The sequence below is a fragment of the Halopseudomonas sp. genome, from assembly GCF_036961105.1.
Taxonomy (GTDB): domain Bacteria; phylum Pseudomonadota; class Gammaproteobacteria; order Pseudomonadales; family Pseudomonadaceae; genus Halopseudomonas.
The window spans coordinates 13,243-28,560 of the sequence record NZ_JBALWW010000017.1; the positions used below are offsets into that span (position 1 = coordinate 13,243).

Here is a 15,318-nt window from a genome sequence, read left to right on the forward strand (position 1 = left end):
AGTACCGCATGCTATCGGCTGGCAACATTGCAGGTTTTCGCAATACCCGCGGCTCCATGTCGTCGGCCGAGCTGCGCACCAACCACCACTGTCAGGGCGACGCACCTGCCCTGCCGGATGTGCTGCGGCTGCTGAGCTTCAACATCCAGGTGGGCAACAATACCCAGAAGTTTCATCACTATCTGACCCGCAGCTGGCAACATCTGCTGCCGCATGCCGGGCGCCATGTGCAGCTCGGCAAGGTCGCGCAGTTGCTGAACGACTTCGACCTGGTAGCCCTGCAGGAAGTGGACGGCGGCAGCCTGCGTTCAGGCTTTATCAACCAAGTGGAGCATCTGGCCCGCGAAGGCGGCTTCCCTTACTGGTATCAGCAGCTCAATCGCAATCTCGGCCGCTTTGCCCAGCATTCCAACGGTTTGCTCAGCCGCTACGCCCCCGACCTGCTGGAAGATCACAAGCTGCCGGGCGTACTGCCGGGTCGCGGCGCCATTCTGACCCAGTTTGGCGAGGGCGAAGAGTCTCTGCTGGTGGTGATGATGCACCTGGCGCTCAGCCCCAAGGGCCGCGCCAACCAGCTGGCCTATATTCGCGAGCGCGTGGCCGATCACCGCCACGTGGTACTGATGGGCGACATGAATACCCACGCCGAAGATCTGCTGGAAAATTCCCCCCTGCGTGGCAGCAAGCTGCATACCGCCACCCTGCCCGGCACCTACCCCAGCTGGAAGCCGGCCAAGGTGCTTGATCATATTCTGATCAGCCCCAGTCTGAGCATCGAGCAGGTAGATGTACTGCCCCACGCCATTTCCGACCATTTGCCAGTGGCCATGCACATCCGCCTGCCGCCAGGCTTGTGCCAGCCTGTGAGTAAAGGCTAGCCAGAACGCCTGCTTCACCTATAATCTCTGGAAAAACCTTCTGGAGCCCCCATGTCTGATACTCAACCTTTCGCGTCCGGTTACGCGGCCACACGAGGGCCCAGCGAACAGGAAGAGCTGCTCAGGCGCGGTCTGGTGAGGGTCAGCATTGCGGCGGACGGCATCGACCCGTTGCTGGATCGTCGGCTCAAGGAGTTGCGCGGCGCTCTGCGCAGCGATGCCCCACCCCATTTGCTCAGCGGCTTGCTGCCGGATCTGGAGTGTGCTGTGCTGGCCGCAGATCAGGCGCGCCAGCAACGTGCTGAAGCCGTTTGCTCACATTTGAAGAAACTGATCCGCCAATTGCAGGATCAGGAACCCCCGAAGGAAACGCTCAAGGCGCTGCGTACCTTGAGCAAACAGCTCGACGACGTGGAGAACCTGCCGCTCAGCCTGCCACGCCTGTTGCAGGACCTGGGCCAGCTGCAGTCCGCCACCCTGAGCGCCGCACCCGAGGAGGCGGCATCCGGGCTATGGTCGCGTTTGTTCGGCAAATCCGCCGACGCCTCCACCAGCATCAGCATCAGCAGCAGCGATTCCGACACCGAGGCGGCGCAGGAGATGCCGGATTCTGCGCCGGCAATCGCACAGCCCGAGGCCAGTGAACCGTCGCCTGAGCTGGCCCCCGAAGCTCAGCCGCCGGCAGAGACCGAGCAGATGGCGGCCCCGGTCAAGCTGGGCAACCTGAGCGGCGAAGAGCAGAACTACTCCAAGGTCGCGGCGCATATCGAGTCCATCCTGCTCAACCTGCTCAACGACATCCAACTGCTTGATCAGCAGGAAACCGAGTGCCAGCGCCTGCGCGCGCAGATCGGCAAAGGTTTGAACTGGTACGAGCTGGCCGCCGTGCTCGACTCGCTGTCCAGTCTGGTGCTCAACGCGCAACAGAACAGGCAAGTGGAGTTCGAGCGCTATCTGCACCAGCTGAACCAGCGCCTGAGCCAATTTCAGGGCAATCTGGAGGAGGCCCAGAGCTCCTACGTCGAATCGCTGGAACAGGGCCGCAGCCTGGAAGGCGCCATTCGCGGCGGGGTAGAAGGTCTGCACGAGGATGTACGCGAGGCCGAAGACCTGAACACGCTCAAGGCCAACGTGGAAGCCAAACTCTGTGATCTGCTCAGCAAGGTGGACCAGGCGCGGGAGCTGCGCGAGGAGCGGGATACTCAGGTATCCGAGCGCCTGCAAGTCATGGTCGAACGCATTCAGGTGATGGAAGTGGAAGCACAAACCTTCCGCAAGCATCTGGAAGAACAGCGCCAGCAAGCCATGGTCGACAGCCTCACCGGACTGGCTAACCGGGCCGGGTTGCAGAAACGCATGGAAGAGGAATACGAGCGCTGGCAGCGTTATGGCGGTCAGCTGCTGCTGGTGGTGCTGGATGTGGATCACTTCAAATCGATCAATGATCGCTTCGGGCATCTGGCCGGCGACAAGGTGTTGCGCCTGATCGCGACGCAGCTGTCCCGCCGGCTACGTAAAACCGACTACATCGGCCGCTTTGGCGGCGAAGAATTTGTCGTGCTCATGCCCGGCACCTCGCTGGAGCAGGGCGCCACCGCGCTGGAGGAGCTGCGCGCGGGCATCGAAGCCAGCCCCTTCCACTTCAAGAATGAACCGGTGCAGGTCACCATTTCCATTGGCTACACCCAATTTTGCCAGGGTGACACCCTCGAGAGCGTGTTTGATCGTGCTGACCAGGCCATGTATCGCGCCAAGGATCAGGGCCGCAACCGCATCGTTCAGGACGCCCGGACCGCCGTTGCCTGACGGCTGCCGTGTTAACCTGCACCTTTTTTGCCACCCGAGGGTCTAGCTTGAGCTATTGGAAAGGGTTGTTGCCGGCACTGGCGCTGTTGGCCGGATGCAGCGACCAGCTGTTGATTGATGACCGCTACCGCGCCCGCAGCCAGGACAGCCGCGTGCAGTACATAGTGCTGCATTACACCTCCTCGGGTTTCGAACGTTCTTTCAAGGTACTCACCGAGCAGGATGTCAGCAGCCACTACCTGATCAGCGACCACGACCCCGTCATCTATCGTCTGGTGGATGAAAGCCAGCGTGCCTGGCATGCCGGTGACAGCAGCTGGCAGGGCCGCACCTGGCTCAATGCCAGCTCCATCGGCATCGAAATGGTCAATGACGGCTATGTCGATCAGCCCGACTGCCGCCGCTGGCAGGCCTGGGATCCGCGCCAGATAGAGGCACTGATTCACCTGCTGCGCGATATTCAGCAGCGTCAGGGCCTGGGGCCGGAGTCAGTGATCGGCCACAGCGATATAGCGCCGCAACGCAAGGTTGACCCGGGCCCACTGTTCCCCTGGCAACAACTGGTCGATGCCGGCGTAGCCAGCGGCCCGGATGCACAGCGGGTGCGCGTGATGCACAACTGGCTGGACGGCCGCGTACCCGCCGTCAGCTGGTTTCAGGCAGCGCTGGCCGAGTACGGCTACCAGGTGCCGCAGCACGGCGAGCTGGATGGGGCTACGCGCAACGTGATCGCGGCATTCCAGATGCGCTTTCGGCAAAGCAACTATGCCGGACTGCCGGACAGCGAAACCGCCGCCCTGCTGGCCGCCCTTGCGCCCAGGCAGGCACGCGCGCTGCTCAGTGCACCGGCGCCTCACTGGTACACACCAGCCGAGAATCCATCAGCGCCGCCGTCCGATGCACGGCTGCCGCCCTGTACTGCTCCTCTTCCAGCAGGTTGAAGAACGCGGCCAGCGTGGGAAACTCGAACACCAGCACCTGGTCCCACTGCTCGCCCTGCGGCGCAATCAAGGTGTGCAGTACCCGACTCTGTAGCCGGATATGCGCCCCTACCGCCGCCATGCTCTCGCTGACCGCGCGCAGATAACGCGCGTAGGCCTCGCGCCCCGAGCAGGGGTGGGCGTCGGTACCGGAGGGGTATTCGGCGTGCGCGTTGAAGCGCAGCAGGTTGAGCATCTGGATCGGCGCATCGGCCGGCACTTTCTCACTCAGGTTCCTGAGATTGCTGATACTGGTATCGAGGCTGGGCATGACGCTTTCCTTTGCTAGGAGACTGGACTAACTGTCAGCAAAGCAGGCAAGCTCGCCCTACGCCAGCCGCAGGCGACAAATCCCGGCGTTATTGATTGGCAGCACAGGACACCGCTACTACATGCTCAACTGGATCTGGCTCGGTTTCTTCCTCAGCGCCTTTGCCGCCGCGCTCTGGCAATGGCTAGGGCTGGGCGACGCCGAGGTGTTCAGCCGGCTGGTCACCGCGTTGTTCGACATGGCGCGCTTGAGCGTCGAGATCATTCTGGTGCTGGTGGGCACCATGACCCTGTGGCTGGGCTTTCTGAACATTGCCGAGAAGGCCGGGCTGATCAGACTGATGGCGCGCTTGCTTGACCCCCTGTTTCACCGCTTGATGCCGGAGGTACCCAGCGGCCACCCGGCGCTGGGGCATATCACCATGAACTTTGCCGCCAACGTGCTGGGGCTGGACAACGCCGCCACGCCGATCGGCATCAAGGCCATGCAGTCGCTGCAGACACTCAACCCGAGCAAGGACACCGCCAGCAACGCGCAGATTCTGTTCATGGTGCTCAACACTTCGTCACTTACACTCTTGCCGGTGACCGTGTTCATGTACCGTGCACAGCAAGGTGCCAGCGACCCCACGGAAGTGTTTCTGCCCATACTGCTGGCCACCACCGCCTCCAGCCTGGTTGGCCTGCTCAGCGTGGCGCTGATGCAGCGGCTCAAGCTGTGGGATCCGGTGGTACTGGCTTATCTGGCTGCCGGCGCGGCCTTCCTCGGACTGCTGCTGACCACCCTGGCCGGGCTCTCCTCCGAGGCGCTGGCCGCCACCTCCACGCTGGTCGGCAATCTGACGCTGTTCGGCATCATCATCGCCTTTTTGCTGGTGGCGGCGCTGCGCAAGGTGAACGTTTACGACAGCTTTATCGAGGGCGCCAAACAGGGCTTTGAGGTAACCATCTCGCTGCTGCCCTTTCTGGTCGCCATGCTGGTGGCCGTGGGTGTGCTGCGTGCCAGCGGCGTGTTGGACGCGGCGCTGGACGGCATCCGCTGGCTGGCCGAAACCTTCGGCTGGGACACCCGCTTTGTCGATGCCCTGCCCACCGCCTTTATCAAGCCGCTGTCCGGTAGCGGCTCGCGCGCGATGATGATCGAAACCATGAACACCTTCGGCGTCGACAGCTTCCCGGCACAACTGGCCGCCACCTTTCAGGCCAGCACCGAAACCACCTTCTACGTGCTGGCGGTGTACTTTGGCGCCGTAGGCATCAGCCGCGTACGCCACGCACTGGGCTGTGCTCTGCTGGCCGATCTGGCGGGCATGCTGACGGCGATTGCGGTGTGTTACTGGTTCTTCGGCTGACGCCAGCTGCAAGCCTCAAGCGCCAAGCGGCAAGCGCCAAGCCGGGTTGTTGACGCTCATCGAACGGCGTCAGGCCCTTCCCTTATGCTAACCTCCCCTTACACCCACCCGCTTGTGGCTTGTAGCTTGCCGCTTGTAGCTGAGAGACATGCATGCGCCCCCGCTTTGAACAACTCCACCGCAGCCCAGGCCCCTGGTTCGTCGCGCTGGGCGGGGCGGGCATGTTCGGCGCCAATTTCTATCTGTATGGTTCGGCCGGCGAATGGATCGCAATCGACTGCGGCTTTGCGCTGAATGCTACGCCCAGCGGTCGCAATGCGGTATCGGTGCCCAGCCTGTCGGCGCTGGAGCGGCACGACATCAAGCTCTCGGCGATACTGATTACCCATGGCCATGAAGATCACATTGGCGCTATTCCGCATATCTGGCGCGCCATGGATTGCCCGATTTACACCAGCCCCTTTGCCGCGCGGCTGATCCGCGCCAAGCTCGATCCCGGCCTGAGCTGGCCGCGCATACACGAGATCCAACCATTGGAGCCAATCGGCATCGGCGCCTTCCAGGCCGAGTGGATTCCGGTCACCCATTCGATTCCCGAGTCCCACGCGATAGTGCTGGATGTCGCCGGCAAGCGTTTGTATCACAGTGGCGACTGGAAACTGGACCCGCAGCCGCTGGTCGGCGGCCTGACCGCGCAGGCGCGACTGCAGGCGCTTGGCCGGCAGGGCGTGGACGTGATCATTGGCGACTCCACCAATGCCCCGGTCGCCGGTGGCAGTCGTTCCGAAGCCGCAGTGCAGAACGGCCTGCAGGATGCCATCCGCAGTTGCCGCGAACGGGTGATCGTTACCTGCTTCGCCAGCAATCTGGCAAGGCTGCACAGCCTGGCCGAGATCGCCTTTGACTGTGGCCGCTATGCCGCGCTGCTGGGCCGCAGCCTGGTGAGCATGCACAGCTTCGGGCGGGCGCAGGGTTACCTGAACAGCCGGCCCGGCTTTATCGGCCCCTGGGAGTTGGGCCATCTGCCGCGCGAACAGCAGCTGTGGATCTGCACCGGCAGCCAGGGCGAGCCAGCGGCCGCGCTGGGCCGTCTGGCCAGCGGCAATCATCCGCACCTCAGTCTGGAGCCCGGCGATACGGTGGTGTTTTCATCACGCCTGATTCCCGGCAATGAGGAAGCCCTGGCGCGCATCAAGCAGGGCTTGAAAGAGCAGGGCATGCAGATCATCGATGACGAGATGGCGCCGATCCACGCCTCCGGCCATCCGCCCCAGGAAGACCTGCGCCAGCTATACGGCTGGCTCAAGGCCCGCCACCTGCTGCCGGTACACGGCGAGCTGTATCACCAGCGGGCGCATATGCAGTTTGGCCGCAGCCTGGGCCTGGGTGGGCTGGTGCCGCACAACGGCGACCTGATCGACCTCAGCGCCCAGCCCTGCAAGGTAGCCGAGCTACCCCACGGGCTGGTCGAGCTGGAACAACGCTGAGCCGCCGAGTCCTGAGTTATCTACCAGGGTTCGTGAAACGGCCGTATTTCCGCCAGGAAGGACCAGGAATCACGCGCCTGGTGTGCCACATGAAATACCTCGTCGGCGATGGACTTGGGCTGAATGAAAAAGTCGTCCGGCGCATCCGGCATGCGCTCGCGTTGCCAGGGTACGTCGATAACCGCATCGATGATCAGATACGCCACGTGCACGCCCTTGGGGCCCAGATCCCGCGCCATGGATTCGGCCAATATCCGCTGCGCCGCCTTGCTCGGCGCAAAACCGGCAAAGTGCGCCTTGCCGCGCTGCGCCGATGTATTGCCGGTAACGATCAAAGCACCTTCACCGGCTGCGACCATGGCTGGCGTGGTCAGGCGCGCCAGGTGGAGCAGAGCCATGGTGTTGATCTCGAAATTGCGCCGCAGCACCTCAGGGTCGATATCCATGAAGCTGCCAAAAGCGCCGCCCACGGCGTTATGCACCACGACCCTGGGAGCCCCGACCTTGTCGATAGCCGCTTCCAGCGCCGCCACATCGGTAACATCGCAAGGCAGCGCGATGCTATCGGGTATCTCTTTCTCAAGCGCAGACAGGCGCTCCGCGTCGCGCGCCAGCATGGCCACACGGTAGCCGCCCTCGGCAAAACGCCGCGCCACGGCAGCACCGGTGCCCGGACCTACGCCGGTCACCAGGGCAAGAGGTTTACTTTGATCAGTCATGGCCATTACTCCGCGTCACGCGCGAGTTCTTCGCGCAGAAAGTCGAGCCGATCATTGCCGAAGAACATCTGCTCCCCGACAAACATCGTGGGCGAGCCAAACACACCCCGTGCGGCCGCTTCATTGGTGCTGCTCTCCAGCGCCGCAACCACCTTAGGGCTATCCATGCGCGCGCCTATGGCCTCGGCCTCCACCCCGGCTGCGGCAATCACCGCGAGAATCTCATCCTTGTTGGTCAGCGCCTTGGCTTCACCCCAACAGGCGCGATAGAGCGCCTCGGTAATGGTAGCGGCGTCCTGCGCGGAGCCGGCTGCCAGCACTGCTCGCAGGCAGGCCTCACCGTCAACGGCCTTGACGTCCGTTGGGTTGAGCGGCACGCCGTAGCGCTTGGCCCAGCGACCCAGATCTGTCCGCGCATAGCGGGCCTTCACGCTGCAGATCAGCGTGGTGGGTACGTTGCCGACCTGCTCCATCACCTTGAGCACGACCATCGGCTTGAGATTGACCTCGACCTCCATGCGCGCGAGTTGGCTGTAGGCCATGTAGCTGTAGGGACTACGAAAATCAAAGTAGAAATCGACTGTGTGCCGCATTCGTCAGTACCTTTTCTTCGGTTGCAGAGTTGCCGTCAGCGCTCGACCGGCGCCGGCGACGGGGATGAAATGGTCGGGGCAGCAGACCTGGCCGCAGCGCTGAACCAACTGCGACGCCAGACGGCCAAGGCAATCAGCAGGCCATACATCAGCATCGCCAACGCCAGCGCGTAGAACACGGCATTGATGCTGTCACTCAGGTGCAGCGCCAGCCAGCCACCGCCCAGCGCGAGGGCCAGCCGCACGAATCCGGCAATCAACGGCCAGCGCAGACTGCCTGCACCCTGGGAGGCGAAATACAGCGCCAGCCCCAGCCCGAAGAAGCCGTAGCACGGCCCGACAATACGCAGATAATCGGCACCCGCTGCCAATGCCACGGGATCCTGGGTGAACAGGCGCAGCCAGTGCTCAGGCCAAAGCGCCGCACTCAACCCTATGGCTTCAGTGGTAATGAAAGCTACCAGGCCGCCGGTCAGCCCGATGCGCAAGGCGCGCTCGCGCTGCCCGGCGCCCAGATTGGTACCCATCAGCACCACCAGCGGGGCGCCGATGCCAAAGGCCAGCGGCACCAGCAGGTACTCCAGCCGCACGCCAGTGCCGAACCCTGCCACTGCCTGCATACCGGCACCCAGTGCCACCAGCGCGGTGGCGCCGGCGATGATGATGTTGGTCAGCACGGTGGTAATGGAGGACAGCAGGCCAATGTGCAGAATGTCGCGCATGTGCCGCCAGGCCAGCGGAGCACGGGTGAGCCTGACCACGCAGCGGCCGGACAGGATGAACCACAGCATCGCCAGCGCACCGCCAACAAAGAACAGCACCATGGCCGCACCACCGCCGGCAATACCCAGCCCCGGCAGGGGTCCGAGGCCGAAAATCAGCAGCGGCGACAGGGGAATCAGCAGCACTACACCGGCGCAGGTGACCAGCGCCGGAAACAGCATATTGCCGGTACCGCGAATCACGCTGGCCAACGCATTCATGAGCCAAAGCGCGATGTTGCCGGCGAACACCACATTGGAGTACTGCAACGCGGCGGCCAGTTCAGGGCCGTCACCACCCATCCAGCGATACAGCGTTGAACCGAAGAGCAGAAAGAGCAAGGAGAAGAGTAGGCCGATGGCGCCGTTGATCAATAACGCGTGCCACACCAGCGCGTTGGCATCGCTACGCCGCCCCCCGCCCAGCGCGCGCGCCACCGCAGAGGAAATCCCGCCGCCCATGGCACCGGCCGACATCATCTGCATCAACATTACACCGGGAAACACCAGCGCCATGCCGGCCAGGGCATCGGTCCCCAGCTTGGCCACCCACCAGGTCTCGATCAGGCCGGTGGAGGCCTGCGCGCACATGATCAGCACATTGGGCCAGGCCATCACCAGCAACAGCGGCAGTATCGGCGCCTGCAGCAAACGGGTGGTACGGCTATCTGTGTCGCTCGGCGCTGCGGTGTTCGACTTCATGCTGCACTACTCGGGAGGTGACCGAGCTCATATTAGATTACATATGACATATAAGTAAATATGTTAGTTGTAATCTAATAGCAGCAAGCTTCAAGCCGCAAGCTACAAGCCGCCAGGTGGGAATCGAGTTAATCAGTACAATCAGAAGTTGAGAGGCAACCAGACCCCAAGCACTCTGCGGGTTTTCTGCTTGAAGCTTGGAGCTTGTCGCTTGCCGCTCTTTCTAAGCGAGCTTAGAAAAGCTCCTTGGTCTGCTCCCACAGCATCCCCATCGCCAACAAGGGTGCGCGCAAGCGTTGGCCGCCGGGGAAGGCCATGTGCGGCACTTTGCCGAACAGCTCAAAACCGCTGCTGGCCTGGCCGCTGATGGCTTCGGCGAGCAGTTTGGCCGAAAGGTGAGTGGCGTTGACGCCGTGGCCGGAGTAGGCCTGGGCGTAGAAGACGTTGGGCTGATCCGGCAGCTTGCCGATCTGCGGCAGGCGGTTGGCGCCGATACCGATCATGCCGCCCCACTGGAAGTCGATTTTCACCCCGGCCAGTTGCGGGAACACCTTGAGCATCTTGGGCTGCATGTAGGCGGCAATGTCGGCCGGATCACGCCCGGAGTAATGGCAGGCGCCACCAAACAGCAGGCGATGGTCAGCCGAAAGGCGATAGTAGTCCAGCGCCACCCGTTGGTCGCAGAGCGCCATGTTCTGCGGGATCAGCCCGCGTGCGCGCTCCTCACCCAACGGCTCGGTAGCAATGATGTAACTGCCGGCGGGAATCACGGTGCCGCTGAGCTTGGGATGCAAACGGCCAAGGTAGGCGTTGCAGCCAATCACCAGTTGCGCCGCCTGTACCTTGCCAGTGGCGGTATGCACGGTGACCGTGGGGCCGTAATCGATCTGCGTGACGGACGAATGCTCGAACAGTCGCACGCCCAGACTCTGTGCCGCAGCCGCTTCGCCCAGGGCCAGATTCAAGGGATGCAGGTGGCCTGAGCCCATGTCGCTCATGCCGCCGATGTAGCGGTCGGAGTTGACCACGCTATGCACCTGATCGCGCTCGATCATTTTCAGCTCATGGCTGTAACCCAGAGATTCCAGCTCGGCCTTGTCGGCCAGAAAGCCTTCCATGTGCGCTGGCTTGTTGGCCAGGTCGCAGTAGCCCATGGTCAGATCGCAGTCGATGTTGAATTCGGCGATGCGCTGCTTGACGATCTCCACCGCTTCGATGCCCATCAGCTTGAGGTTGCGCACACCCTCGGCACCGATCTGCTTCTCGAACTGGTCCACATCGTGGCCCACCCCGCGAATGATCTGCCCACCATTGCGGCCGCTGGCGCCCCAGCCGATTTGGTGGGCTTCCAGCAACACCACCGAAAGCCCCTTCTGCGCCAGCTCGATGGCGGTGTTCAGGCCGGTAAAGCCGCCGCCGATAATGCACACATCCGCCCGCTCCTCACCCTGCAGCACCGGCAGCGTCAGCTGGCGATTGACGCTGGCCGCGTAATAGGAGGGAGCGTGCTCGTGGGTGTGCGTGGGGTTGGCTGACATGGGATATCCGTTTGAAATAGGCGCATTAGTGTCAATAAAAATTTACAGCAGCATAAACACTAAGCGCGGGCAGAACAATGCCGAGAGGGTTTAATCCGCATCCGGTATCGGGATCGCCAGGGTTTCCTTCAGCTCTTCCATGACGATATAGCTTTTCGACTCACGCACCCCCGGCAGGCGCAGCAGGATGTCACCCAGCAGCTTGCGGTAGGAAGCCATCTCGGAGATACGCGCCTTGATCAGATAATCGAAGTCGCCCGACACCAGATGGCATTCCAGCACGTGTGGCAGCTTGATCGCGGCACGGCGAAAGTCGTCAAAGATATCCGCCGATTTGGAATATAGGCTGATCTCCACGAACACCAACAGGTTGGCCTGCAGCTTCTGCGGATTCAGGCGGGCGCCGTAACCGAGGATGAATTTTTCCCGCTCCAGCCGCTTCACGCGCTCCATGCAGGGCGTGGTAGACAGCCCCACGCGCTCACCGAGTTCGACATAGGACATGCGTCCTTCGTTCTGCAGCAGCTCAAGGATATGGCGGTCGATCTTGTCCAGCTCGCGGCTGGAGGCTCTTTTGGTTTTCATTAAAAACCTCTGAATATCTGTTTTTACAAAGAATCTTTACGCGCTAAATTCAAAATAAACAAAAAATGAGACCAGATCACTTGCCATAGAATAGTGATATCGCCCAAGGGCATATTCTACTCATTCGGAGCGGCAACATGCAGGTGCTTATTCTCGGCAGCGGCGTCATCGGCATCACCAGCGCCTGGTATCTGGCCAAGGCGGGCCATCAGGTGACCGTGGTCGACCGGCAAAGCGGCCCGGCGCTGGAAACCAGTTTCGGCAACGCCGGCATGATCTCGCCCGGTTACTCGGCGCCCTGGGCTGCACCCGGCGTACCGCTGAAGGCAGTCAAGTGGATGCTGGCCAAGCACGCGCCGCTGGCCATCAAGCCCACCCGGGATCCGCAGCAATACCGCTGGATGCTGCAGATGCTGCGCAACTGCACCGAGGCGCGCTATGCGGTGAACAAGGAACGCATGATGCGCCTGGCCGAGTACAGCCGCGACTGTCTGATGGCGCTCCGTGAAGACAGCGGCGTGGATTATGAACACCGTGAACTGGGCACCCTGCAACTGTTCCGCACCCAGAAACAGATGGATGCCGCCGCCAAGGACATCGCCGTGCTCGAGCGCTGCGGCGTCCCCTTTGAGCTGCTCGACCGCGCGGGCTGCGTGCGCATCGAACCCGGCCTGGCGCCCAGCGCGCACAAGATTGTCGGCGGCCTGCGCCTGCCCAACGATGAAACCGGCGACTGCCACCTGTTTACTACGCGGCTGGCGGCCAAGGCCGCCGAGCTGGGCGTGCAGTTCCGCTTCAATTGCGAAATAGATGAATTGCTCAGCGACGGCACCCAGATCAATGGCGTGCGCCTGGCCAACGGCGAAACCCTGCGCGCCGACCGCTACGTACTGGCGCTGGGCAGCTTCTCGCCCAAGCTCGCGCGCCCGCTGGGCATGGAGCTGCCGATCTATCCGGTCAAGGGTTACTCCCTGACGCTGCCGGTGACCAACGACGCGATGGCGCCGGTTTCCACCATCATGGATGAAACCTACAAGGTGGCCATGACCCGCTTTGCCGACCGTATTCGCGTGGGCGGTATGGCCGAACTCACCGGCTTCGACGACAATCTCAGCGACAAGCGCCGCGCTACCCTGGAAATGGTCATCAGCGATCTGTTCCCGGAAGGCGGCGCGGTCAGCGAAGCGACCTTCTGGACCGGCTTCCGTCCGATGACCCCAGATGGCACACCGATCATCGGCGCGAGTAAACTGCGCAACCTGTACTTCAATACCGGACACGGCACCCTGGGCTGGACCATGTCCTGCGGCTCCAGCCAACTGCTGGCCGATCTGATTGACGGCAAGACGACCGCGATTGGCGCCAGCGACTACAATTTCAACCGTTACGCACAAGACAAGGAACACAGCCCGCATGGCCATCCAGCGACAGCTCACTAACGAGCGCATGAGTCAGATCGTCATTCATCAGAACACCGTCTATTTGTCCGGCCAGGTGGCCGCCGATGATGATCTGGACAAGGACGCCGCGACCCAGACCCGCAGCACCCTGCAGGAAATCGAAACCCTGCTGGCCCAGGCCGGCACAGACAAGACGCGCATTCTGTCGGTGACCATCTACCTGAAGGACATCGACGCCGACTTTGCCGCCATGAACAGCGTCTGGGACCAATGGCTACCGGCGGGCACCGCGCCAGCCCGCGCCACCGTGGAAGCCAAGCTCTGCGAGCCGGAGATCCTGGTCGAAATGTCGGTCGTCGCTGCCGTCTGACCGACTCTCTCAAATCCGGCCCTCATCAGCCGCACATTCCCGCCGCGGAACCGCGTCTGATAATCTTGGGAAGTGTTCAGCACTTTCCTTAGCCTTAGCGGGGCATCCAGCCCCGCATTTTTCAAGACAGTATTCATGCGCCCAGCCCACGCCCTGATCGACCTCAACGCCCTGCGCCACAATTACCTGCTGGCCAAATCCCTGTCCGGTCAGCGCGCCCTCGCGGTGATCAAGGCCAACGCCTATGGGCACGGCGCCGTGTCCTGCGCCGAAGCGCTGAGTGAGGTGGCTGACGGCTTTGCCGTGGCCTGCATCGAAGAGGCGCTGGAGCTGCGCGCCGCTGGCGTAAGCAAACCCATACTGCTGCTCGAAGGCTGGTTCGAGGCTAATGAACTGCCGCTACTGGTCGAGCATCGGCTCTGGGCGGTGGTGCACCATCAGGCGCAGCTGGATCAGCTGGAAGCTGCGCAACTGAGCAGCCCCCTGCATATCTGGCTGAAACTCGACACCGGCATGCACCGCGTCGGCTTCAGCCCGGCCGAGTATGCCGACATCTGGCGTCGCCTGGAGCGCAGCAGCAAGGTTGCCAGCTTGACCAAGATGACTCACTTTGCCCGTGCCGATGAACCCGACACCGGGCGCACCGAAGAGCAACTGGCGGTCTTCGCCGAGACAACCCGGCAGCTGCAGGGTCCCGCCAGCCTGTGCAATTCGCCCGGCGTGCTGGCCTGGCCGGCCGCCCATGGCGACTGGCTGCGCCCGGGCATCATGCTCTACGGCGCCACCCCCTTCAATTTCCCGCAGGCGCAGGCCGCGCAGCTGCAACCGGTGATGCAGCTGGAGTCACGCATCATTGCCGTACGCGAGCTGCCGGCTGGCGAACCCATCGGCTACGGCTCGCGCTACATCACCCAACGCCCGACCCGCGTCGGCGTGGTCGCCATGGGTTACGCCGATGGCTACCCGCGCCACGCGAAAGACGGTACCCCGGTGCTCATTGATGGCCAGCGCGGCCAGTTGGTCGGCCGCGTCTCCATGGACATGCTCACGGTCGATCTGACCAAGCTGCCCGGCAGCGGTCTGGGCAGCGCCGTGCGGCTCTGGGGAGCGGGCCTGAACGCCAGCGAAGTCGCGGCCTGGGCCGACAGCATACCCTACCAGCTGTTCTGCAATCTTAACCGCGTGCCGCGCCGCTACCAGGGGTGAAGGGCGGCTGAGCGTTCATTCCGCACGCTGTTGAAAATTCTGAACAGCCGTGCAATGATTCGGCTCACTGTGCATACCTGCCTGTGTAACCTGTCTGACTATTCCCTGGAGGAATCTGCCTTTGGACGTTGGTGCCCGCCTGAAAACCATCCGTAAACTCAAGGGTTTATCACAACGAGAACTGGCCAAGAGAGCCGGCGTTACCAACAGCACCATCTCGATGATCGAGAAGAACAGCGTCAGCCCCTCTGTCAGTTCCCTGAAGAAAGTGCTCTCCGGCATTCCCATGTCACTGGTGGATTTCTTCTCGCTGGAGCTGGAAGAAGATGCGCAGCGCAAGGTGATCTACCGCGCCGACGAGCTGCTGGATATCGGCACCAACGACGTGACCATGAAACTGGTCGGCAAGGGTCACCCCAACCGCGCCTTTTCATTTCTCAACGAGACCTACCCACCGGGCTCGGATACCGGCCCGGACATGCTCAATCACGAGGGCGAAGAGGCCGGTACCGTGGTCAAGGGGCAGCTGGAAGTCACGGTCGCCGGCGAGATTTACATTCTGGCCACCGGCGACAGCTACTACTTCGACAGCAACCAGCCGCACCGCTTTCGCAATCCCTTCGACGAGCCCTGCCTGCTGATCAGCGCCACGACCCCGGCCAACTTCTGAG

Annotated in this window: 15 protein-coding genes; 9 read left to right on the plus strand and 6 right to left on the minus strand. The window is 62.5% G+C overall.

Going from position 1 to position 15,318, the window contains the following annotated elements; translation table 11 throughout:
* Nucleotides 1-8 precede the first annotated feature (8 nt).
* Genes V7756_RS14615 through V7756_RS14625 form a run of 3 tightly spaced genes read left to right on the plus strand, consistent with a single transcriptional unit; the run spans nucleotide 9 to nucleotide 3,625 of the window.
* On the plus strand, nucleotides 9-878 hold the full coding sequence (locus tag V7756_RS14615; protein ID WP_442909012.1) for an endonuclease/exonuclease/phosphatase family protein: 870 nt from the start codon (nucleotides 9-11) through the stop codon (nucleotides 876-878).
* A gap of 51 nt (nucleotides 879-929) precedes the next feature.
* Complete coding sequence (locus V7756_RS14620) at nucleotides 930-2,684, plus strand: GGDEF domain-containing protein (RefSeq protein ID WP_335610928.1); 1,755 nt, start codon at nucleotides 930-932, stop codon at nucleotides 2,682-2,684.
* Between the two features lie 47 nt (nucleotides 2,685-2,731).
* Complete coding sequence (locus V7756_RS14625; protein WP_335610929.1) at nucleotides 2,732-3,625, plus strand: N-acetylmuramoyl-L-alanine amidase; 894 nt, start codon at nucleotides 2,732-2,734, stop codon at nucleotides 3,623-3,625.
* Here the strand turns inward: V7756_RS14625 and V7756_RS14630 are convergent.
* Entirely contained in the window at nucleotides 3,522-3,935 is a 414-nt protein-coding gene (locus tag V7756_RS14630) for a DUF1330 domain-containing protein (RefSeq protein WP_335610930.1), read from the minus strand. The two genes, V7756_RS14625 and V7756_RS14630, sit on opposite strands and share 104 nt — an antisense overlap.
* 121 nt (nucleotides 3,936-4,056) lie before the next feature.
* On the opposite strand from V7756_RS14630, the gene V7756_RS14635 reads away from it, so the two are divergent.
* Both V7756_RS14635 and V7756_RS14640 read left to right on the plus strand, forming a co-directional pair.
* Complete coding sequence (locus V7756_RS14635; RefSeq protein ID WP_335610931.1) at nucleotides 4,057-5,286, plus strand: nucleoside recognition domain-containing protein; 1,230 nt, start codon at nucleotides 4,057-4,059, stop codon at nucleotides 5,284-5,286.
* Nucleotides 5,287-5,438: 152 nt separating this feature from the next.
* A complete protein-coding gene (locus V7756_RS14640; protein ID WP_335610932.1) occupies nucleotides 5,439-6,773 on the plus strand; it encodes a ribonuclease J in 1,335 nt (444 codons plus the stop codon).
* 20 nt (nucleotides 6,774-6,793) lie between these two features.
* Here V7756_RS14640 and V7756_RS14645 read toward each other — a convergent pair whose 3' ends face one another.
* From V7756_RS14645 to V7756_RS14665, 5 genes are all read right to left on the minus strand, one after another.
* Entirely contained in the window at nucleotides 6,794-7,492 is a 699-nt protein-coding gene (locus tag V7756_RS14645; protein ID WP_335610933.1) for an SDR family NAD(P)-dependent oxidoreductase, read from the minus strand.
* A 5-nt stretch (nucleotides 7,493-7,497) separates the two neighbouring features.
* Entirely contained in the window at nucleotides 7,498-8,085 is a 588-nt protein-coding gene (locus V7756_RS14650) for a 2-hydroxychromene-2-carboxylate isomerase (RefSeq protein ID WP_335610934.1), read from the minus strand.
* Nucleotides 8,086-8,120: 35 nt separating this feature from the next.
* Complete coding sequence (locus V7756_RS14655) at nucleotides 8,121-9,548, minus strand: MATE family efflux transporter (RefSeq protein ID WP_335610935.1); 1,428 nt, start codon at nucleotides 9,546-9,548, stop codon at nucleotides 8,121-8,123.
* Nucleotides 9,549-9,781: 233 nt separating this feature from the next.
* Entirely contained in the window at nucleotides 9,782-11,086 is a 1,305-nt protein-coding gene (locus V7756_RS14660) for an NAD(P)/FAD-dependent oxidoreductase (protein WP_335610936.1), read from the minus strand.
* Between the two features lie 90 nt (nucleotides 11,087-11,176).
* Nucleotides 11,177-11,671 (minus strand): Lrp/AsnC ligand binding domain-containing protein, encoded by a 495-nt coding sequence (locus tag V7756_RS14665; protein ID WP_335610937.1) that lies wholly within the window; start codon nucleotides 11,669-11,671, stop codon nucleotides 11,177-11,179.
* 137 nt (nucleotides 11,672-11,808) lie between these two features.
* On the opposite strand from V7756_RS14665, the gene V7756_RS14670 reads away from it, so the two are divergent.
* The 4 genes from V7756_RS14670 (at nucleotide 11,809) to V7756_RS14685 (ending at nucleotide 15,317) form a co-directional block, all read left to right on the plus strand.
* Nucleotides 11,809-13,110, plus strand: coding sequence for a D-amino acid dehydrogenase (locus V7756_RS14670; RefSeq protein ID WP_335610938.1), 1,302 nt, complete (start codon nucleotides 11,809-11,811; stop codon nucleotides 13,108-13,110).
* Entirely contained in the window at nucleotides 13,085-13,441 is a 357-nt protein-coding gene (locus V7756_RS14675; protein ID WP_335610939.1) for a RidA family protein, read from the plus strand. The genes V7756_RS14670 and V7756_RS14675 overlap by 26 nt, the downstream gene beginning before the upstream one ends.
* A 135-nt stretch (nucleotides 13,442-13,576) precedes the next feature.
* Complete coding sequence (alr, locus tag V7756_RS14680) at nucleotides 13,577-14,647, plus strand: alanine racemase (protein ID WP_335610940.1); 1,071 nt, start codon at nucleotides 13,577-13,579, stop codon at nucleotides 14,645-14,647.
* A 121-nt stretch (nucleotides 14,648-14,768) separates the two neighbouring features.
* Nucleotides 14,769-15,317 (plus strand): cupin domain-containing protein, encoded by a 549-nt coding sequence (locus V7756_RS14685; RefSeq protein ID WP_335610941.1) that lies wholly within the window; start codon nucleotides 14,769-14,771, stop codon nucleotides 15,315-15,317.
* Nucleotide 15,318: the final 1 nt, after the last annotated feature.

Bases quoted from the DNA above. Each gene is read 5' to 3' on its own strand.
- V7756_RS14615 (WP_442909012.1), top strand. From the start codon at position 9: ATGCTATCGGCTGGCAACATTGCAGGTTTTCGCAATACCCGCGGCTCC.
- V7756_RS14620 (WP_335610928.1), top strand. From the start codon at position 930: ATGTCTGATACTCAACCTTTCGCGTCCGGTTACGCGGCCACACGAGGG.
- V7756_RS14630 (WP_335610930.1), bottom strand. From the start codon at position 3,935: ATGCCCAGCCTCGATACCAGTATCAGCAATCTCAGGAACCTGAGTGAG.
- V7756_RS14635 (WP_335610931.1), top strand. From the start codon at position 4,057: ATGCTCAACTGGATCTGGCTCGGTTTCTTCCTCAGCGCCTTTGCCGCC.
- V7756_RS14640 (WP_335610932.1), top strand. From the start codon at position 5,439: ATGCGCCCCCGCTTTGAACAACTCCACCGCAGCCCAGGCCCCTGGTTC.
- V7756_RS14645 (WP_335610933.1), bottom strand. From the start codon at position 7,492: ATGACTGATCAAAGTAAACCTCTTGCCCTGGTGACCGGCGTAGGTCCG.
- V7756_RS14650 (WP_335610934.1), bottom strand. From the start codon at position 8,085: ATGCGGCACACAGTCGATTTCTACTTTGATTTTCGTAGTCCCTACAGC.
- V7756_RS14655 (WP_335610935.1), bottom strand. From the start codon at position 9,548: ATGAAGTCGAACACCGCAGCGCCGAGCGACACAGATAGCCGTACCACC.
- V7756_RS14660 (WP_335610936.1), bottom strand. From the start codon at position 11,086: ATGTCAGCCAACCCCACGCACACCCACGAGCACGCTCCCTCCTATTAC.
- V7756_RS14665 (WP_335610937.1), bottom strand. From the start codon at position 11,671: ATGAAAACCAAAAGAGCCTCCAGCCGCGAGCTGGACAAGATCGACCGC.
- V7756_RS14670 (WP_335610938.1), top strand. From the start codon at position 11,809: ATGCAGGTGCTTATTCTCGGCAGCGGCGTCATCGGCATCACCAGCGCC.
- V7756_RS14675 (WP_335610939.1), top strand. From the start codon at position 13,085: ATGGCCATCCAGCGACAGCTCACTAACGAGCGCATGAGTCAGATCGTC.
- alr (WP_335610940.1), top strand. From the start codon at position 13,577: ATGCGCCCAGCCCACGCCCTGATCGACCTCAACGCCCTGCGCCACAAT.